Raw genomic sequence first — 18,518 nt, 5'->3', positions numbered from 1 at the left:
TAGCCGCCCCATCATTCGAATTACGTATAATACGATACCCATACCTGATCTCGGGAAGGCTCATCGTATGACGTCCTCCACCCCCGCAGAAGCCGACCCGGCACGGCATCGGCGCCGGGTGACGAACACGATAAAAGAATCGCTGCGCGAACTCAGCATCCAACTGTCCCTGCTCAACCACCAAGTCAGCGCACGCGTCGACCTCAAGGACGCCGACCTGTCCTGCCTCGACATCATCAACCGGCACGGTCCGCTCAGCCCCACCGCCCTGGCACGCCGCGCAGGACTGCACCCCGCCACCCTCACCGGCATCCTGGATCGGCTTCAGCGCGGCGGCTGGATCACCCGCGACCGCGACCCCCAAGCATCCGACCGCCGCGCCGTCGCAGTCCGCGCCCTCCGCGATCGCAACGCGGAACTGTTCGCCCTCTACGCCGGCATGAACTCGGTCATGGACCAGATCTGCGACCGGTACACCGACCCCGAACTCGACATGCTCGCCGACTTCCTGAACCGCACCACCAACGCCGGCCAGGACGCCACCAGCGAACTGGCCCGCGAGTAGCGGTCGCCCGCGCCGCGCGCTGAAAGCCGCGTGCGAACCGGCACGAACCGCGCCAAGGCAGGGCAGAGAGTTGGACAGCCACGCCGAGCCGGTCAGCCGAGCCCCGGATCCACGAACGCCACATCCGCCGGCGTCAACGCGAAGCGGGGGAAGGTGGCTGGATCCGGCGGTTGCGGCGACGACTTCCATTCTGCGCAGGAAACGATCTGTGGAATCGTCGGCCACACCTACAGCCCCCTACGGGATGGCGTCGGTGAGTGGTTGCGGGTCGCACCGTTCGTCGGCCCAGGCCTCGAGACCATTGAGGACGGCACGGAGTCTCTGCCGAAGCAACTGGACATCGGCAGGGGTGACATGGTCGCCCAGCAGTTCTCGGACACCCTGTACGTACACCGGGCGGGCATGGTCGAAAAGCGCCCGGCCCTCAGGGGTGAGGACGGCGTACGTGGTGCGCCTGTTGTCGGGGGGCTGATGACGAGTCACGGCACCGCGCTGCACCAGGCGCTCGATGAGGCGGGTGATGGCGCTTTTGGGCTGCAGCGTGAGCTCGGCGAGGTCGATCATCCGCAGGCGGCCGAGCGGAGCCCGGGACAAGCGAAACAGCACCTCATGCTCGGAGAGCGAAACGTCTGCCTGCTCCTCCAGACGCCGGCTGAGCTCGGTCCGCATGACGGCATGCACCTGAACGAGATTGGCCCAGGCCAGCATCAGTTGGTGATCGTCTTCCGAAATCATCGAAACCATCTTATCCAACGTCTAGAATAGTTTTATTTGGTACTGTTCTATTTGGAATCGATGATGGAGGCGGAGGAACAAGGATGCATACTTTGGTGACGGGATCGACGGGGCAGCAAGGAGGCGCCGTCACGCGGGAGCTCCTCGCGCACGGGCATCCGGTCCGGGCGCTCACCCGGGACATCGGCTCTCAGCGGGCGCACCACCTGCGAGAAATGGGCGCCGAAGTCGTGGCAGGCGACCTGGAGAACCGCCAGGCCCTGCAGACCTCGGCCGTCGGCGTAGACGCGATCTTCGCCATGTCCACGTCCTACGAGGCAGGTGCTGACGCAGAGGTACGACAAGGCAGCACCATGGCGCAGGTGGCTGCCGACCAAGGTATTCACTTGATCTACAGCTCGGCCGCAGGTGCCGATCGCGATACAGGTATCAAGCACCTGGAGGCCAAGCACCAGGTGGAACGGGAGATCATCCGATTGGGGGTTTCTTCCACGATCTTGCGACCGGCCGCATTCATGGACAACGCGAACGCGCCGTGGGCGCGCGCCCGGCTTCGCGAGGGCGTACTGTCCCTGCCGATGCCTTCAGAACGTCCCGTGCAGCATGTCGCCGTGGCCGACATCGCCGCGTTCGTACGCCTCATCCTGGAAAGACGTGCCGAGTTCGTGGGTGCGACGATTGCGCTGGCCTCCGACGAACTCACCGGCGAGCAAATGGCTGCCGGCGTTACCGCCGCCTCCGGCCACGCCATCAGGTACATCGAGCCGAAGCGCGAGGCTTTGTCCGCGTACGGTGAGGATGGTGTGGCAATGCGCGACTGGTTTAACCGCGAGAGCTTCCAGGTGGACATCGCCGCGCTGCGCGCCTCTTACCCCGAGATCCCCTGGCGCCACTTCACCACGTGGGCGAACGAGCAGGACTGGAACTTCCTGCACAACGACTGATCACCGCCAGTCGTCGCTGGATGAGGCAGGTGCGATCTGTTACATCAAGGAGCTTTGGTTCGTCACTGTAACGACACGAATGGGCGACCGAGGAATGTGACGGATGGACGAATATGGATGGCTGGCGGAACGCTTCGAGGAGCACCGCCCGCATCTGCGGGGTGTCGCGTTCCGAATGCTGGGCTCCATACACGAGGCGGACGACGCCGTACAGCAAGCGTGGCTTCGGCTGAGTGGCTCAGACACGAGTGGCGTGGAGAATCTGCGCGGGTGGCTGACAACCGTGACTGGGCGGATATGCCTGGATATCTTGCGATACCGGGCCTCACGGCGTGAGGAGCCGCTGGATTGGCATCTACCCGACCCGATCGTGAGCCAGGTCGGCGGCGCCGATCCTGAGCAAGAAGCGTTGCTGGTCGAGTCGGTTGGCATCGCACTGTACGTCGTTCTCGAGACCCTGGCTCCCGCTGAGCGGCTCGCGTTCGTCCTGCATGACGTGTTCGCCGTCCCGTACGAGGAGATCGGAACAATGCTGGCGCGCTCGTCGAACGCCGCCAAGCAGCTTGCGAGTCGCGCGCGTCGGCGTGTGCAGGGAGTGGGTGTGCCCGATGCCGACCTGGGCCGCCAACACGCGGTGGTCGATGCGTTCTTCGCGGCAGCACGCGGTGGTGACTTCGACGCGCTGATCGCGCTTCTCGACTCGAAGGTCACCCTGCGAACCGACGCGGGCCCTCTGCGTCAAGCCTCCTCCGCTGTGATTCGCGGTGCTGCCGAGGTGGCGGGTCGTGCGCTGATGTTCGCACGGCCTGACGCACGCGTTCATCAGGCGCTCGTGAACGGCGCTGCCGGGGTTGTCATCACTGTCGATCATCGGCCGGTATCGGTCATGGGCTTCACTGTCACCGGCGGAAGAATCGTCGCGATCGATGGACTGAGTGACCCTGAACGTCTCAGCGCGCTCGACTTGTCGGCGTTCGTAGCGGGCTGAGCTTCCAACCTGGATCACTGTACGGGACGTACGCCAGTTCGCCGGCTGAGCAGGGATGCCCAGTTCGGCCTGCTCGGCGAGCACCCGCTGCCGATCCGCCAGCGTCTGCTCATACAGCGGGATCGCGCGGCCCAGGTCCCCCGCCGACCGGTAGGCGCCGGCGAGGTTGTTCCGCGACGACAGCGTGTCGCGATGGTCGCCGCGGCGGTGTGTGCGGGCGGTACCGCCACGCATGGCGTGATGGCGCTGAGGTTGTTCGACGAATCCGTGTCGGCAACCCGAACCGAGCCGCAGCGATGACTTTCGCGGTGAGCTCGCCTCTGTATAGGTATGAGCTCATCGCGCCAGTCACAGACCACGGCGGTGGTCACCGGAGCGGGCCGCGGCTTCGGATCGGCGATCGCCGCCGATCTCCGCCGCGGGTGGAGCGGTCGAGACCGCCGTGGTGGGCACCGGGGACGAGAATCCGCCGCACGGCACATGATCGCCCGGCGGTCGGGGGTGATCATGATGCACACACCCGAACCGGCCCGTTTGCCGCTGCCCCTGGTGGGCGGCATGAGCGTCGGCTGGGCGGCGATGGAAGGTCTCAACCGCGCGCTGTAGGCCGAATGGGCCCAGCACGGTGTTCGCGCGATCCGCCCGGCGGAATCATCGTCGACTGACCCGACTCGCCCCGACCGCCGTTTCGGCGGCCGGGGCATCCCTACGGAGGAGCAAGAGCAATGAACGATCTACTCGCGAGCGCCGTCGCCGCGCACGGTGGCGTGGACCGGTGGAACCGGATCCAGACGATCGCTGTCGACGCCGCCATCACCGGGGCCTTCTGGCAGATCAAGGGACAAGGCGACGCGCTGACGAAGGTCCGCTTCGAGGTGGACACCACGCGGGAACGGCTGACCATGGACTTCGTCGGCCAGGACCGACGGTCGGTCTTCGAACCCGACCGGGTCGTCCTGCAACGACCGATCGGCACGGTGGTCGAGACACGCGACGACCCGGAACGGTCGTTCGACGGCCACCAGTTCGAGACGCCATGGGATGACCTGCATCTCGCGTATTTCACCGGGGAAGCACTGTGGACGTACCTGAATACACCGTTCCTGTTCACCTGGCCGGGGTTCTTCTGCGAGGAGATCGACCCGATTGAGGCCGACGGTGAAACATGGCGGCGGCTGAAAGTGACCTTCCCCGACCACATCAAGAGCCACACACGCACGCAGGTGTTCTGCTTCGGCCCGGACGGGTTGCTGCGCCGTCACGACTTCACCATCGACATCGTCGGCCGGACGGTCGAGGCGCAGCTTTACGCCACCGACTACCGCGACGTCGACGGCATCGTCATCCCCGCCACGCGACGGGCCTACGCCCCCATGGGCGACGACCAGATCGTCTTCGTCGCCATCGACATGGCTGACATCGCCGTCCACTGATCCGAATTCCTTCTCACAAGGGACATCACGATGAACAACACCTACCGGGCCCAGGTCGTCGCTCCGGCGGAATGGGAGGCCGCCCGCCTGCGCCTGTTGGCGAAGGAGCAGGAGCTGACCCGCGCCCGGGACGCGATGGCCGCGCAGCGCAGGCGGATGCCGTGGCTGAAGGTGGAGCAGGAATACGCCTTCGACGGTCCGAACGGTGCCGCCCGGCTGCTCGACCTGTTCGAGGGCCGTCGTCAACTGCTGCTCTACCGCGCCTTCTTCGAGCCAGGCGTGGACGGCTGGCCCGACCACGCCTGCGTCGGCTGCTCGCTGATGGCCGACCAGGTCGCCCATCTCGCGCATCTCCACGCCCGCGACACCACGCTCGCGTTCGCCTCACGCGCACCGCAACCCGACATCGAACGGATGAAAGCGCTCATGGGCTGGACCATGCCCTGGTACACGATCACCGACAGCTTCGACGCCGACTTAGGCGTGGCCGAGTGGTACGGCACCAACGCATTCATCCGTGACGGCGACAACGTCTACCGCACGTACTTCATCAACGATCGCGAGCACGAGCCGATGGGAGCAACGTTGGGTTCCCTCGACTTCACCGCACTCGGACGCCAAGAGGACTGGGAGGACTCCCCCGACGGATGCCCCCAGGTGCCGCGATATTCGTGGCTGAAGCGACACGACGAATACGGCTCGACCGCGCGAGCCGCGCACCCCGCCACCACAGGATCGGCGGATCATGCACGCCACGACTGAAGCCAAGGCCGCCGGCGACAAGGATTTCGGAAGGCTGAGCGAACCGTTCCGGCGTGAGCTGCTCGCCTACTGCTACCGCATGCTCGGCTCGGTCGACGAGGCCGAAGAGGTGGTGCAAGACGTCTACCTCGACGCCTGGCGTGCCTACGACGCGTTCGAGGGACGGTCCTCGCTGCGTACCTGGCTGTACCGTATCGCGACCCGGGCGTGTTTCAAGGCGCTGGAAAAAAGTAGACGCAGGCCTCTGCCCGCGGATCTCGGCGCCCCCCAGACAGACCTGGATGCGGCGCTCGGCGCACAAGCTCGGGAGGTGCCGTGGCTCCAGCCGATACCCGACTTCCTGTTCGCCACCGCACCGGCCGATCCGGCGACGGTCGTGGTGGAACGACAGACTATGCGGCTCGCGCTGGTGGGAGCGCTCCAGCAGCTGCCGCCTCGACAGCGAGCCGTGCTGATTCTCCGCGACGTGCTGCAATGGCGTACCGCCGAGGTGGCGCAACTGCTGGAGATGACGACAGCGGCCGTCAACAGCGCGCTCCAGCGCGCCCGAGCCCAGGTTCCGCTCAGCCAAGACGACCTGACCGAACCCGCCGAGCCACGACAGCGGGCCCTGCTCGACCGATATGTCACCGCCTTCGAAACCGCGGACGTCGATCAACTCGTCGCGGTATTGACCGAGGACGCCAGATGGGAAATGCCGCCGATCGCGACCTGGTTCGAAGGCCGCGACACCATCCTCGCCTTCCTGGCCAAACAAATGCGAGTGATCGGACCGGCCGCACTGGTCTCCACCTCCGCCAACGGACAGCCCGCCTTCGCGGTCTACGCCCGCGGCCGCGACGGCGCACACCACCCACATGCCCTGCACGTACTGACACTCACAACCGAGGGCGTCTGCCGGATCGTCGCGTTCCACGGCTCAGGGCTGTTTCCACTGTTCGGGATCTGACACGGCCAACGACATGTCCGAACCAGAAAACATCACCCAGCACAACGAGGAGCTTCACGCACAGCTGCGACTGTTCTGCCACCTCATGCTCGGTTCGGCCGACGCCGCCGACCGCGTCATGCGGCAGATCTACCATCGCGCACTCGATCACCAAGACGATCAACAGCATCGGCGATCAGAACGCGTCCGACTATTCAGTATCGCCGCCGACCTCTGCGCGGCCCGCGATCGTACATCGCACGAATAAGCTACGCGACGAACTCCTCACTTGTGTATTCAAGACGATTATTCATTGTCCATCTCAGCCGCTCGCCATACGGTTGCCACGACTACGAGAAAGGCATGCGCCTGCCTCACTGATGGCGATGTGGGGCACATTCACCTTATCGGCGTCCCATTACATCCCCTGGCATCTACCAGAAAGTCAGCAAAATGCGCTTCAAGCATTACTGGACGGCCACGTTTGCCGTGACCGCCGCACTCATCACCGCAACGGCACCGGCGGCTTCCGCAAGTACGGCTCACGCCGGCACTCTCGGGAAGTTCAACACGACCACTATCGACCTCGCCACGAGCACGGGCACGTCGGTGGCCGTCATGCGGGTACTTGACCAGAGCGACTGCCCTATCCACTGGTTCTGCATCTGGGAGTGGCCGCAGTATTCGGGCGCTGGAACCAGGTACACCGGAGCAGGTACGAAGGAATTGGGCGATTACGGTTGGCGAGATATGGTGAGCAGTGTCTACAACCGTACGGGCGGGACAGTGACGCTGGTCGACAGCCGCTCCTTCCTGGAGTCGGACAAAACGCTCGCCGTCTATGCGGGATCGCTCATTCCGGACCTCGGGAAGGTCTCCTACCCTGGGGGCGGGACCTGGAACAACAAGGTCGACAAGATCAAGCTCGGCTGATCGTACCGGTCGTCGGTCAAGGGCGGATGCGAAACTATCCATAGCGGATACCGAAGCAATCGAGCCCTGGTTTCTGGCCACCTCACGAGAGTGACGTGTTCCCCGCCGCAAACAACGCGGGGGCCATTGGCCTTCACCAGAGAAGCCAGCGGGGTGCAATCCCCGACCCCACGGCGAATGGAGAACGAACTGATGAAAAGCACAATCCAGTGGCGCGGCCGATCATATCGCGCCACTTTATGAAAATGGTCGCAGTGTTGCTGGTCGCGGCATCATCGGTGGTGGCACCACCCTTCATCGCGGCAGCCACCCCCATTCCCGATGGACACGAGGTGTTCGCCAACGGGGAGCGGGAGAATGGCGCCGCGGCCGCGTACGTCTGCTTCCGAGCCCCCACCGTGGTGAAGGCCGGTGATGGAGGCCTGCTGGCCTTCGCCGGCGCGCACCTCGATGATTGCAGCGACTCCAGCCCGGGCGACATCGTGGTGAAGCGGTCTTCTGACGGTGGCAAGAAATGGGGCCCATTGCGAGTGCTCGCCAGACACAGCGCGACGCCGCGGGTGTTCGCGCACAACCCCGTGCCGATCGTGGACACCACAACAGACCCGCATCGGATCGTGCTGTTGTACACCGAGAACCATGACCGGGTCTATGTCCGAACCAGCGATGACCATGGCGCCACGTGGGATGCCCGGAAGGCGATCACGAAGGAGATCTGGAAGCCCGCCTGGGGAGCCTGGCAGGAAGGGTCGGAAGATTCTCCGGGACAACTCGGCACGGGCCCCGCGCATGGCATCCAACTCACCAGGGGCGCCGACGCCGGCCGCCTGGTGGCGGGTATGACGGTTCGTGTTGCCCCGGGAACCTACAAGCAGTCCGCACTCGGCGGAGCACTGATCTACAGTGACGACAGCGGTGCCACATGGCACGCCGGTGCGTCCTCGCACGGTGCCGAGCCCGCGATCGGAGCGCAGGAGCTCAGCCTCTTCGAGCGGAGTGACGGCAGCGTGTTCGTGGCGGCGCGCAACGAGGAGGGCGCCGCGGCGACGGTGGACAGGGCCGCATACGCGATCTCTCGTGACCAGGGCAAGACGTTCGAGGCCGACTTCGCGTTGCTCCCGCCACTGGGGCTGCCCGACATCGGCACGCAGGCATCTACCCTGGACATCAGGGCCAAGGACCGCGACGGCTACGACCGGGCGCTGCTGGCCGCTCCGGCCGGCTCGACCCGAGTGGACCTCACCATCCGTTCTTCCTTCGACGGAGGCTACACCTGGCAGGCGCCCCAGGACGGATATCTGGTGTACGACGACATCTCTGCGTACTCCGACATGATCGACTTAGGTGGCGGAAAGTACGGCGTCATCTACGAGGGCGGAGTCGACGATGAGCACGAATTCGTCAACTTCGCCACCTTCACCGAGGCCGACCTCGACATGCCGGACAACCCGACCAGCCTGACGGCCGATCAGTACACCGGTGCGCTGGCCACTACGGCTCCGAATCAGCTGCACCTGTTCGCCCTCGCACCCGGTGGCGGCCTGGGCCACTGGTTCGAAGAGTCGGATGGCACGGTCAAGCGCGGGACCTGGGGCACCGCCGTCGCCGGTGAATCGGTCGCTTACCTGGCCGGTGCCCAGCAGCACGTCCTGGTGCGCGGCACCGACGGGAGTTTACGCCACCGCTTCTGGGACGCGGGCCGCGGCGGGTTGGTCCAGGAAACCTGGCTACCCGCCGGCACCGTGTCAGGAGCGCCCGCGGCCGTCACGACGCCGGGCCAGCAGCACGCCTTCGTCCGTACGCCGGACGGCCGGCTGCTTCATACCTGGTGGGACTCCGGTACGGATACCCGCCGGGAGCAGACCTGGGCGGCGGCGAGTACCGTGGCCGGTGATCCGGTCGCGGTGGTTTTCGGCGACCAGCAGCATGTCTGGGCCACGGGAACCGATGGCCAACTGCACCACTGGTGGTGGGCCAAGGGGCCTGGCGTCCGGCACGAGACCTGGGCGGGGACCGCGCACGGCACCCCAACAGCCTTCGTGCACCGCGGTCAGCTCCACGTTTTCGCGGCCGACGCGCAGCGCTGGCTGTCGCACTGGTGGTGGGACTCCGGCACCCAAGTGGTCAAGCGGCAGACGTGGGCCGGCCCGGTCCCGCTGGGCGGACGCCCCTCCGCGTTCGTGCACGGCTCCCAGCAGCACGTCTTCGCCCGCACGACCGACAACACCCTGGCGCACTGGTGGTGGGATCCCGCCTACGATGAGCCTCGTTACGCTGTGTGGCCTGGGGCGCTGCACTCCGATCCGGTGACGAACCTGGCCGGTGAAGCTCAGCACGTCTATGGGGCGTCCGCCGTCGACGGCGGGGTCACCCATTGGTGGTGGGACCGTACGGGTGGTGTCCAGCAGGAGAACTGGGGCGGTCAGATGGCCTCCACCCCGCACTGGTGATCTGACACCATGGCCCCTGCCGTGGCCTCTGGAGAGCGATAGTTGCTCGGTCGGGCGGAGGTGTACGGGTCCGCCTCCGCCCGACCGGCGCTTGTCAGCGGCCGGAAGCCAGGGGCTGTCGGGACTGGTGCGGCCGGTGCCCGTTGTAGTGGATCAGATACTCGCGGAGTGCGAAGGTCAGGTGGCGTTCGTTGAGGATCAGGATCCGGTCCAGGAGTTCGCGGCGCAGGGTGCCGATGACGCGCTCGCAGATGGCGTTCATCCTCGGCGTCCGCGGCAGCGTCGTGACCACCCTCAGCAGTTCGGCTGCGGGCCGGCTCGCCTTGGATTCTTCAATGCCCCCAGGTTGGGTTCTCTCGGGCCATCCGCACGATCAGTGCCTTGACAAGGGGGCGGCTGCCGGGCCGTCCCAGGCGCCGCCGGTCGGCGTGCCCCCACCGCTGACGGCGTAGCACCTGATTCTCGTGACGGAGCACCAGCAGCTCAACGCCCTTGGACAGATCAGCGCGGACCAGCACCGCCAGCAGGCCGACCAAGCCCCTCACCAACCGGTAGACCAGCGACAACAACACCTCGCGAAGGTCCCAGCCACCGCCCTGATCACGCAGCGAAACCCCAGCTCACAGTACGAAACCGTGTTTCCGAGCGGGACACCGTCGCGACGCTGCTGACCCCTTCCGTGGCCGGCTCCTGCACCGTCCGCCCGCGACCCGTTGACGCAGGGCCGGGACAGGAGCTCCGGCAGGACCGCGACAGGGAGAAGGCGCCGCGCGGCGGGACCGGCGCAGCGGGGGTTTTCCAGTCAACTGCCGGGTGGCTAATATCGGGCACCAATCGCCACTTCGGCGACTTTCGTCATGGACTCACCGATAGGCGGAGGAGTGTCCGGCACGTGGCTAGATTGGGCAGGGTCGGGCGACGACGAGCGGAGACCATGGGCGACGGAGCTGGGTTAAGGGGGTCATCTGGCGGCGGGCCGCGGCGACTGGCCGGCGGCCGCCGGCTGCCGTTGCGTACCGTGCTGCTCATCGTCGTGTTCGTCCCGAGCTTGACCTTCACTCCCCTGCTGGCGTCGGGCATGTACCAGCTGTCCTCGCAGTGGCGGGCGGAGAAGGCCCAGATGGATCTGGCCACGACCACCGTCGGCAGACCTGCGGCCAGGCTGTTCTTCAGTCTCGATCAGGAGCGGCGCCTCACCGCGGAGGTGCAGGCCGGCTCCACCGGCGCCGCCCGCGACAAGCTCGCCGAGCAGCGCACGGCGACCGACCAGGCGGTGAGCGCCTTCCGTTCCCTGACGGCTCTCGACTCCGCGAACGCGCAGGAGGGGCTCACCGGCGCCATCGCCGGGACTGTACGCGTCCTCGGCCTCCTCGATCAGCAGCGCGGGGCGGTGGACGCCGGCTGGTCCAGCGCGCAGCACGCGTTCGACTACTACAGCCGCGTCCTCGCGTCGGACCTCGGCGTGCTGACCGCCCTCAGCAACACCGACGAGGGCCAGGTGAACAGTCAGTCGCAGACCCTGGTCGACCTCTTCTGGGTCGTCGACGCGATCGGCCGCGAAGACGCCGTCCTGGCGCGCGGCTGGGCGGCGGGGCGTCTGACGAAGGACGAGTACGGCCTCGTCGCCGACGCCATCGGCGCCAGGAAGCACCTCATGCAGTCCCGGGTGATCCCCAGTCTCACGGGCGATGAGATCCCGTACGCGAAGCTGACGGCCGGCAAGGCGTGGGAAGCCATGACCGCCCTCGAAAGCCGGTTGGTCACCTCCGGCAGCGGCTCCCGGACCGAACAGGTGACACTCCGCGACGACAGTGCCGCGTGGCGCTCCTCGGTGAACGAGGTCTCCGCGCAACTGCGCAAACTCCTCAACCTCCGCTTCGACAACGTCGGCAAGATCGGCTACGGCCACGCCGGCATGCTCTTCACGATCTTCATCAGCATCTCCACCGTCGGCCTGCTCGCCCTGGGCCTGGTGATCTTCACGAGCTGGCGCCTCACCGCCATCCTTCGCCGGCGCATCCTCCGGCTGCGCGAGGACGCCCAGGAGCTGCAGGAGCGGCTGCCCAAGGTGGTCGCCCGGCTGGAGCGCGGCGAGGACGTCGACGTGGACGCGGAGGTGCACAGGGTCGAGCCCACCCCCGACGAGCTCGGCGAGCTCGGGCAGGCGCTCAACATGGCCAGCCGCAGCGCCGTGCTCACCGCCGTGCGGCAGGCCGAGCAGCACCGTGGCTTCCAGCGCATGCTCCAGCGCATCGCCCGCCGTACGCAGATCCTCATCGGCCTGCAGCTGAAGAAGCTGGACGAGCTGGAGCGCCGGCATGAGGACCCCGAGGTGCTGGAGGGCCTGTTCGACCTGGACCACCTCACCGCCCGGCTGCGCCGCTACGAGGAGAACCTGGTGATCCTCGGCGGCGGGCAGCCGCAGCGCCGGTGGCGCAAGCCCGTACACCTGCTCGATGTGCTGCGCGCCGCGCAGGGCGAGGTCCAGGACTACCGCCGGATCTCGATCGACGTCGAGGGCGAGCCCTGGATCGCCGAACGGGCAGTGGGGCCGCTGGTCCACGTCCTGGCCGAGCTCATGGAGAACGCCACCACCTTCTCCAAGCCGCTGACGCCCGTCGAGGTGCGGGCCGCACCGGTCAGCCGGGGCGTCGCCGTGGAGATCGAGGACCGCGGCCTGGGCATGGAGCCCGAGCAGTACGACGCCGCGAACGCCCTGCTGAAGTCGCCGCCGCAGCTCGACGTGATGACCCACGCCGACGACGTGCGGCTCGGCCTGTACGTGGTCGCCCGGCTCTCCGCCGGTCTGGGCCTGCAGGTGGAGCTGCGGTCGTCGGCCTTCGGCGGCACCCGGGTCATCGTGCTGCTCCCGGAACCGCTGGTGGTGGACCGCCCCCGTGCGGTGCCCGCGCCGGCCGCGCTCCCCGAGGAGGTCCCCCAGGACACCACCGGTACGCGGCCCCGCCCGCAGGAGGAAGACGCCGAACCCCGCCACCCTGAAGACTCGGACGAGCCCGGCCAGCCTCCGGAGGACGGCCAGTTGCCGACCCGCTCCAGAGGACGCGCGATGGCGTACGTGACGGCGTCCGCCGGATCGCCGGACCGGGACGACGCGCCGCCACCGTCCGAGCGCCGGCCGCTGCCCCAGCGAGTGCGCCAGGCCAGCCTGGCCGCCGAGCTCAAGGCCCCGGCCGACCGGGACGAACAGACCGGCCAGGACACCTGGGCCGTACGCGACCAGCCCAGCCGATCCAGTGCCACGATCGGCGCGTTCCAGAGGCAGTCTCGCCGGCGCCGGGCCGGCGACGCCGCCCAGCCCGGGCCGAGCGGATCCGCCGAGCCCAGTGCCCCTACGACGGAAGATCCAAGATGACGCAGCGCACCACCGCCACCAACATCGACCTGGACTGGCTCCTGGACGGCCTGGTCGATCAGGTCGCGGGCACCCGGCACGCCATCGTGCTGTCCGACGACGGCCTGGTGATCAGCCGGTCCAGGACCATCGAACGCTCGGACGCCGAACGCCTCGCCGCGATCGCCACCGGCCAGCAGAGCCTGGCCCGCGGTGTCGGGCAGCTCTTCAGCGGCGGCCCGGTCCACCAGGTCATCATCGAGATGGCCGACCTGTGGCTGTTCATCACAGGCGCGGGCCGGGGCACCCACCTGGCCGTGGTCGCCTCCCAGGAGGTCGACGCCGAGCTGATGAGCGTCGCGATGCACACCCTGATCCAGCAGGTCGGCCAGAAGCTGGGCGCCGATGCGCGGGCCGCGCGGGCCGACGACGCGGGGGGACGCGGATGAAACACTGGACGGAGGGCTTCGAGGACGATGACGCCGACGAGCCCCTCGTCCGCCCCTATACGATCACCGGCGGACGCACCGCTCCCGAGCGGGACGACCTGACGCTGATCACCCTGCTGACCGCGATGTCCGAGGTCTCGCCGGAGACCGGACGCGGCGCGCGGAGGATGCAGCCCGAGCACCGCACCATCGTCACTCTGTGCAAGCGGCCCCTGGCGGTGGCCGAGGTCGCCTCCGCACTGAATCTCCCGGTGTCGGTGACCAAGATCCTCATCGGCGATCTGATCGAGGCCGGCCGGCTGCGGGCCCGGCCGCCACTGGCTTTCGCCCAGGCGGGCGGCTCTCCTGAAATGGCAATCCTTGAGGCGGTGCGGGATGGGTTACGCAAGCTCTGACCACGGGGACGATGCTCCCCTGGCGGTGAAGATCCTTGTCGCCGGCGGTTTCGGCGTCGGGAAGACGACCCTGGTCGGGGCGGTGAGCGAGGTCGCCCCCCTGCGTACGGAGGAGTACCTGACACATGCCAGCGTCGGCGTCGACGATCTGGACGGGGTGAGCGGCAAATCCACCACGACCGTCGCGCTGGACTTCGGGCGGATCACCATCAACAGGGACGTCGTGCTCTACCTGTTTGGCACTCCCGGCCAGGAACGCTTCTGGTTCATGTGGAACGACCTCGTCAACGGAGCGATGGGCGCCGTGGTCCTGGTGGACACCCGCCGGCTCGATGTGAGCTTCGCGTCGATCGACTTCTTCGAGAGCCGCGGCATCCCCTTCGTCGTCGGCGTCAACTGCTTCCACGGCGTCAAGGACCGGACGCAGGAGGAGATCCGCAGGGCGCTCGATCTCGACCCGCAGGTGCCGCTGGTGCTCTGTGACGCCCGCGATCGAGTGGCGGGGCGCGATGTGCTGCTCACGCTCATCGACCACCTGATGGCCGCCCACTCCCGCACCACACCGCACCCCGTGGCCTGACCGGGCGACGGGGTGCGGATCTTCATGAACGGGCGGCGGCGAGGTCGCGCCCGTTCACACGTAGCCGGTGACGGCGGTGCGTCATGCGCGCCGGTGACGGCGGTGCGTCATGCGCGGCCGTTGGCGGCGCACCAGCCTGCCCAGGTGGTGGCGCCCTTGCCGAGCTGCTTGTTGTAGAAGGAGGTCCAGGAGTTCTCGCTCGCCCCAGGCGCGGTGGGAGCGGCCGTGTACAGCGGGTGGTTCGCCTCGACCTCGGCCCGCAGCCACGGCTCGATGCGGGCGTAGGAGCCCAGCGACCAGCTGCGGGCGTGGTAGGTGAGCTGACCGCGCACGTCGCTCTCCGGCAGGCACATGAACGGCGCCCACGGGCTGGTCCGCGCCCAGCTGATCTTCGTCTTCATCGCGCCGGACGGGATGCCCTGCGCGGTGCGCGCCGCCACCTCGCGGTCGTCGACGGAGAAGTCGAACATCTCCTGCGCGGCGTACACGCCGCCGGTGAGGCCGAACCTCTCGCCCAGCGCGGTGCCCAGGTCCGAGCGCACGCCGATGTCGCTGGTCCACACGCTCTCGTCGTGCAACTGCTGCAGCGCCGGACCGGCGAAGGCGGAGGTGATGGTGAACGGGCCGAAGTTCACCGAGTCGTTGTTGATGGGCACGACCGGGTAGGTCTTGCCGTCGATCGGGTTCTTCCACTCGCGCAGGACGCGCTGCGGGTCCGCCGGGTCGGTGTAGAAGACGATCTCCCGGGAGAGCTGGTAGAGCTGGTTCGTGTCGGGGACGCGGTAGAGCCGCCGGATGTTGTAGCCCTCGATGTTGAAGAGCTTCTGGCCGTGCCGCATCGCCGGGTCCAGGCTGTTGCCCTCGATGTTCGCGTACACCGAGCCGGAGATCCGGAACACCATGTCCTTCCCGTCCGGACGCCCGTACGTCTGGAGGGAGAGCTTGCCGCTCTTGTCGGTGACCGTCGCGTAGACCGGCCCGGGATTTGTGGGATCCACGACGGTGTCGGCCGCCTGCGCGCCTGGAATGCCCAGGCCGATAAATAGGACGATAGGGGCTAATAGCCCTGGAATGCCTCGTTTGACCACTTACGCCATCCATGTCGAGAATGAAGTGAATAGTCCCCCATTGTGATCATGGTGGGCGAAGGATTGTCCAGCCCGTTCCCGGGGTACGCGACCTGCCCGGAGAGACCACCTGATGACGACCCTCCTGACACCGGGGCCTGAACAAGTGCTTGGGAGGTCACGATAGGGGCGCATGTATTGATCGGTGCGGGATCGGGCTGTTAGACAAGGCCAGCGGTTCGCGCCTGGAGAAACGGTGGTCCCCCGTGCAGCAGTCCATTCTCACCACAGTCATGCTTCCCGCCGCGCTCGCGTTGATCATGTTCGGGCTGGGCCTCTCCCTCGCACCACAGGACTTCGCCCGGATCGCGACCCGGCCCAAGGCGGTGGTCATCGCGCTGGTCGCGCAGATCCTCGTGCTGCCGGCCGTCTGCTTCGGGCTGGTCGTGCTGTTCGGGCTGGAGCCGCTGCTCGCCGCCGGCATGATGCTGCTGGCGGCCTCGCCCGGCGGGACGACCGCGAACCTCTACAGCCACCTGTTCGGCGGCGACGTGGCGCTGAACGTCAGCCTCACCGCCGTGAACTCGGTCCTGGCCGTGCTCACCCTCCCCGTGGTGGTCAACCTGTCACTGGACCACTTCGTGGGAGCCGGGCCGGGCATCGGACTGCAGGCCGACAAGGTGGCGCAGGTCTTCGCCATCGTGCTCGTGCCGGTCGCGGTCGGCATGATCGTACGACGCGTCAGCGTGACGTTCGCGAACCGGATGGACAAGCCGGTCAGGATCCTGTCGGCGATCGTGCTGGCCACGGTGATCGTCGGAGCGATCGTGCAGGAGCGGGAGCGGCTCGGCGGCTACATCGCCGCCGTCGGGCTGGTGGCGCTGCTGTTCAGCGCGATCAGCCTCACCATCGGCTACTGGCTGCCGCGGCTGTTCGACGTGGAGCGCCGGCAGGCGATCGCGTCCGGGATGGAGATCGGCATCCACAACAGCACGCTGGCCATCACGATCGCGCTCAGCCCGACGCTGCTCGCCAACCCGACGATGGCGGTGCCGCCCGCCGTCTACGGCGTGCTCATGTTCGGCACCACGCTGGTTTTCGGCTATCTCGTCAGACGCCGCGTCGCCGAGCCCGCGTCGCCGAACCCGGCGAGCGGCTGAGCATCGGCCGCCGCTCGGCGTTTCAGTCGCTTGTACTTCTTCCGCGCCCAGCACATCAAGATGCGATCAATGCGCCTGCACAGCGGGATCACCCTGCTCGGAAAGGGAATCGATGACCGCGTCGACTGGCCACGAGGTGACATTCGAAGCCGGGTGGGCATCTCTCGGCGCGTGGGGTGGGATTCGCGCTGTCGGAGAAACTCGATTCCTCATCGAATTGAGCAACACCGAGAACATCACGATCGAGAGCACGGCAGATGCCCGCCTGGTCGGGGGAGCATGGTGGCTGGACGAGGAAGGAGGCAGGCTCCTGATCATCGAGAGGAACGGGTGGGAGATCGAGCGAGTCGACTTGCGGACAGGCGAGGTCGTTCACCTGTACACGATGCAACGACACGACGACGAGGCTTTCCGCTCCCTCACCATCCACGAGCTTTCCAGCAAGGGGGTCGCGCTGCTCAGCGAATGCGAATTGATCTGCATGGACGCCGCCGGGGACATTACCTGGCACATATCACACAAAGACTTCACCCTGGGTGTCAGCAGTATTCGGGAAGACGAAATCGTTTTGGGGTCGCAGGCCCCGGCACGCGAGAACCACACGCGGCGATTCGCGCTGAGTTCGGGTGACGAGATCACCTGAACGCATCCTCAAGCCCGTGGGTGCCCGAAACTACGGCTCGACGGCTCTGACCTGCGATTTGACGGCGTCCCGCTCGAAAATACGGTTTCGTGGCTTTGCTGCGCAATCAGAGCGGCGACTGCGTCCATCGCTCGTGGTCGAAACCGGACTGCTCAAACGGCTGCATGTGCTGATCTTCATCGAGCACGGCACCCGGAAAGCGCACCTGGCCGGCGCAACCGCACGCCCGACCGGGGCATGTAGAGTCGGTCATGGCTTTGTCGGGGTGTCGAGGGTGAGTCCGGTCTGGGCGGGCTCCGCGATCGGGTCGACGCCCTGGGCGGCGAGTTCAGCGCCGACCGGCAGGCAGGCGGCGGCTTCCTCGTACGGGCCCACGTCCCCGCGGAAAGCCGGCCGTGAGCTGGGGCGGCTTTGTCGTACGGGCCCACCTCTCCGCGGAAAGCCGGCGGCGGTCCGGCACGGGCGGCTGACGCCGTCGAGCGGGCCGGCGTCATCGGGCGCCTCGGTGATCCCCTCGGCCAGCAGCCGACTCAGCGTCTCCCGTCCGGCCGCGACCCTGGCCACCCTCGACGCCGTCGAATCCGGTTCCAGCGACATCCTGCTCACCTGAACAGGCAGGCGCCAGCGCGAGGACGGGTAAGAGATCGTTGCCGAAGCATCAGTACCGAGTGGGACGAGGACGACACATCATGAAGGCCATCATCTACCGCGACCACGGCGACCCCGACGTTCTCCAGCTCGTCGCCCGTGACCTGCCCGTGCCCGGCCCCGGGGAGGTTCGTGTCCGGGTCGCCGTGTCCGGGGTCAACCCGACCGACTGGAAGACGCGCTCCGGCGCCACCAACCCCAAGAAGTTCCCGGAAGTCACCCCGCATCTCGACGGCGCCGGCGTGATCGACGCCGTCGGCGAGGGGGTCGACCGGAGCCGGGTCGGCCAGCGGGTGTGGCTGTTCATGGTCACCGCCGGGCGGCCCACCGGCACCGCCGCCGAGTTCACCGTCGTGCCCGCCAGGCAGGCCGTGCCGCTGCCCGACGAAGCCGGGTTCGACGTCGGTGCCTCTCTCGGAGTTCCCGCACTCACCGCGCACCGCGCGCTCACCGTCGCCGAGGACGGGCCGCGCCGTCTGCGGCCCG

The 18,518-nt window shown here is 67.3% G+C and carries 21 protein-coding genes and 1 pseudogene; 16 read left to right on the top strand and 6 right to left on the bottom strand.

Translation table 11 applies throughout. The features are described 5' to 3' along the window. Positions 1 to 67 precede the first annotated feature (67 nt). Positions 68 to 565, top strand: coding sequence for a MarR family transcriptional regulator (locus tag ACFPZ3_RS52960; RefSeq protein ID WP_379522058.1), 498 nt, complete (start codon positions 68 to 70; stop codon positions 563 to 565). Positions 566 to 802: 237 nt separating this feature from the next. Here the strand turns inward: ACFPZ3_RS52960 and ACFPZ3_RS52955 are convergent, their stop codons facing one another. Continuing rightward, positions 803 to 1,300, bottom strand: a complete 498-nt coding sequence (locus ACFPZ3_RS52955; protein ID WP_379522057.1) for a MarR family winged helix-turn-helix transcriptional regulator — start codon at positions 1,298 to 1,300, stop codon at positions 803 to 805. A gap of 83 nt (positions 1,301 to 1,383) precedes the next feature. Between ACFPZ3_RS52955 and ACFPZ3_RS52950 the strand changes: the two genes are divergently transcribed. Both ACFPZ3_RS52950 and ACFPZ3_RS52945 read left to right on the top strand, forming a co-directional pair. Continuing rightward, positions 1,384 to 2,244, top strand: a complete 861-nt coding sequence (locus ACFPZ3_RS52950; RefSeq protein ID WP_379522056.1) for an NmrA/HSCARG family protein — start codon at positions 1,384 to 1,386, stop codon at positions 2,242 to 2,244. Positions 2,245 to 2,347: 103 nt separating this feature from the next. Next, on the top strand, positions 2,348 to 3,232 hold the full coding sequence (locus tag ACFPZ3_RS52945; RefSeq protein WP_379522055.1) for a sigma-70 family RNA polymerase sigma factor: 885 nt from the start codon (positions 2,348 to 2,350) through the stop codon (positions 3,230 to 3,232). Positions 3,233 to 3,322: 90 nt separating this feature from the next. Here ACFPZ3_RS52945 and ACFPZ3_RS52940 read toward each other — a convergent pair. Further along, positions 3,323 to 3,466: pseudogene (locus ACFPZ3_RS52940) on the bottom strand (tetratricopeptide repeat protein); the annotation flags it as partial. A 491-nt stretch (positions 3,467 to 3,957) separates the two neighbouring features. Between ACFPZ3_RS52940 and ACFPZ3_RS52935 the strand changes: the two are divergent. The 6 genes from ACFPZ3_RS52935 to ACFPZ3_RS52910 all read left to right on the top strand — a co-directional run bounded on the left by ACFPZ3_RS52935 (position 3,958) and on the right by ACFPZ3_RS52910 (position 9,738). Continuing rightward, a complete protein-coding gene (locus ACFPZ3_RS52935; protein ID WP_379522054.1) occupies positions 3,958 to 4,665 on the top strand; it encodes a hypothetical protein in 708 nt (235 codons plus the stop codon). A 30-nt stretch (positions 4,666 to 4,695) separates the two neighbouring features. After that, positions 4,696 to 5,427, top strand: coding sequence for a DUF899 domain-containing protein (locus ACFPZ3_RS52930; RefSeq protein WP_379522053.1), 732 nt, complete (start codon positions 4,696 to 4,698; stop codon positions 5,425 to 5,427). Beyond that, positions 5,411 to 6,376, top strand: a complete 966-nt coding sequence (locus ACFPZ3_RS52925) for a sigma-70 family RNA polymerase sigma factor (RefSeq protein WP_379522052.1) — start codon at positions 5,411 to 5,413, stop codon at positions 6,374 to 6,376. Before ACFPZ3_RS52930 ends, ACFPZ3_RS52925 begins: the two co-directional genes overlap by 17 nt. 13 nt (positions 6,377 to 6,389) lie before the next feature. Continuing rightward, positions 6,390 to 6,623: a hypothetical protein gene (locus tag ACFPZ3_RS52920; RefSeq protein WP_379522051.1), complete on the top strand. Its 234-nt coding sequence runs from the start codon at positions 6,390 to 6,392 to the stop codon at positions 6,621 to 6,623. 185 nt (positions 6,624 to 6,808) lie between these two features. Then, positions 6,809 to 7,288: a peptidase inhibitor family I36 protein gene (locus tag ACFPZ3_RS52915; protein WP_379522050.1), complete on the top strand. Its 480-nt coding sequence runs from the start codon at positions 6,809 to 6,811 to the stop codon at positions 7,286 to 7,288. Between the two features lie 245 nt (positions 7,289 to 7,533). After that, complete coding sequence (locus ACFPZ3_RS52910) at positions 7,534 to 9,738, top strand: exo-alpha-sialidase (protein ID WP_379522049.1); 2,205 nt, start codon at positions 7,534 to 7,536, stop codon at positions 9,736 to 9,738. 94 nt (positions 9,739 to 9,832) lie between these two features. On the opposite strand, the gene ACFPZ3_RS52905 is transcribed toward ACFPZ3_RS52910, so the two are convergent. Together ACFPZ3_RS52905 and ACFPZ3_RS52900 are read right to left on the bottom strand one after the other, a co-directional pair. Then, entirely contained in the window at positions 9,833 to 10,030 is a 198-nt protein-coding gene (locus ACFPZ3_RS52905; RefSeq protein ID WP_379522048.1) for an integrase core domain-containing protein, read from the bottom strand. A gap of 40 nt (positions 10,031 to 10,070) precedes the next feature. Beyond that, the gene (locus tag ACFPZ3_RS52900) at positions 10,071 to 10,310 is read right to left on the bottom strand and encodes a hypothetical protein (RefSeq protein ID WP_379522047.1); all 240 of its coding nucleotides are present in this window, start codon (positions 10,308 to 10,310) and stop codon (positions 10,071 to 10,073) included. A 362-nt stretch (positions 10,311 to 10,672) separates the two neighbouring features. On the opposite strand from ACFPZ3_RS52900, the gene ACFPZ3_RS52895 reads away from it, so the two are divergent. Genes ACFPZ3_RS52895 through ACFPZ3_RS52880 form a run of 4 tightly spaced genes read left to right on the top strand, consistent with a single transcriptional unit; the run spans position 10,673 to position 14,514 of the window. After that, on the top strand, positions 10,673 to 13,111 hold the full coding sequence (locus tag ACFPZ3_RS52895) for a sensor histidine kinase (protein WP_379522046.1): 2,439 nt from the start codon (positions 10,673 to 10,675) through the stop codon (positions 13,109 to 13,111). After that, entirely contained in the window at positions 13,108 to 13,539 is a 432-nt protein-coding gene (locus tag ACFPZ3_RS52890) for a roadblock/LC7 domain-containing protein (protein ID WP_379522045.1), read from the top strand. The genes ACFPZ3_RS52895 and ACFPZ3_RS52890 overlap by 4 nt, the downstream gene beginning before the upstream one ends. Then, positions 13,536 to 13,934 (top strand): DUF742 domain-containing protein, encoded by a 399-nt coding sequence (locus ACFPZ3_RS52885; protein ID WP_379522044.1) that lies wholly within the window; start codon positions 13,536 to 13,538, stop codon positions 13,932 to 13,934. Before ACFPZ3_RS52890 ends, ACFPZ3_RS52885 begins: the two co-directional genes overlap by 4 nt. Continuing rightward, positions 13,915 to 14,514: a GTP-binding protein gene (locus tag ACFPZ3_RS52880; RefSeq protein ID WP_379522043.1), complete on the top strand. Its 600-nt coding sequence runs from the start codon at positions 13,915 to 13,917 to the stop codon at positions 14,512 to 14,514. Before ACFPZ3_RS52885 ends, ACFPZ3_RS52880 begins: the two co-directional genes overlap by 20 nt. A 107-nt stretch (positions 14,515 to 14,621) precedes the next feature. Here the strand turns inward: ACFPZ3_RS52880 and ACFPZ3_RS52875 are convergent, their stop codons facing one another. After that, positions 14,622 to 15,512 carry a DUF1838 family protein gene (locus tag ACFPZ3_RS52875; protein ID WP_379522042.1) on the bottom strand — a complete coding sequence of 297 codons (891 nt, stop codon included), beginning with the start codon at positions 15,510 to 15,512 and terminating at the stop codon, positions 14,622 to 14,624. Between the two features lie 335 nt (positions 15,513 to 15,847). On the opposite strand from ACFPZ3_RS52875, the gene ACFPZ3_RS52870 reads away from it, so the two are divergent. Further along, positions 15,848 to 16,741 (top strand): bile acid:sodium symporter family protein, encoded by an 894-nt coding sequence (locus tag ACFPZ3_RS52870; RefSeq protein ID WP_465263593.1) that lies wholly within the window; start codon positions 15,848 to 15,850, stop codon positions 16,739 to 16,741. Positions 16,742 to 16,853: 112 nt separating this feature from the next. Next, a complete protein-coding gene (locus ACFPZ3_RS52865) occupies positions 16,854 to 17,384 on the top strand; it encodes a hypothetical protein (protein ID WP_379522041.1) in 531 nt (176 codons plus the stop codon). Between the two features lie 249 nt (positions 17,385 to 17,633). Here the strand turns inward: ACFPZ3_RS52865 and ACFPZ3_RS52860 are convergent, their stop codons facing one another. Beyond that, the gene (locus ACFPZ3_RS52860; RefSeq protein ID WP_379522040.1) at positions 17,634 to 17,981 is read right to left on the bottom strand and encodes a hypothetical protein; all 348 of its coding nucleotides are present in this window, start codon (positions 17,979 to 17,981) and stop codon (positions 17,634 to 17,636) included. A 92-nt stretch (positions 17,982 to 18,073) separates the two neighbouring features. On the opposite strand from ACFPZ3_RS52860, the gene ACFPZ3_RS52855 reads away from it, so the two are divergent. Next, positions 18,074 to 18,518 (top strand): alcohol dehydrogenase catalytic domain-containing protein (locus ACFPZ3_RS52855; protein WP_379522039.1); only part of this gene is annotated, 445 nt, incomplete at its 3' end.

This window comes from Nonomuraea insulae, assembly GCF_042656245.1.
This window is presented reverse-complemented; position numbering and strand designations above follow the sequence as displayed.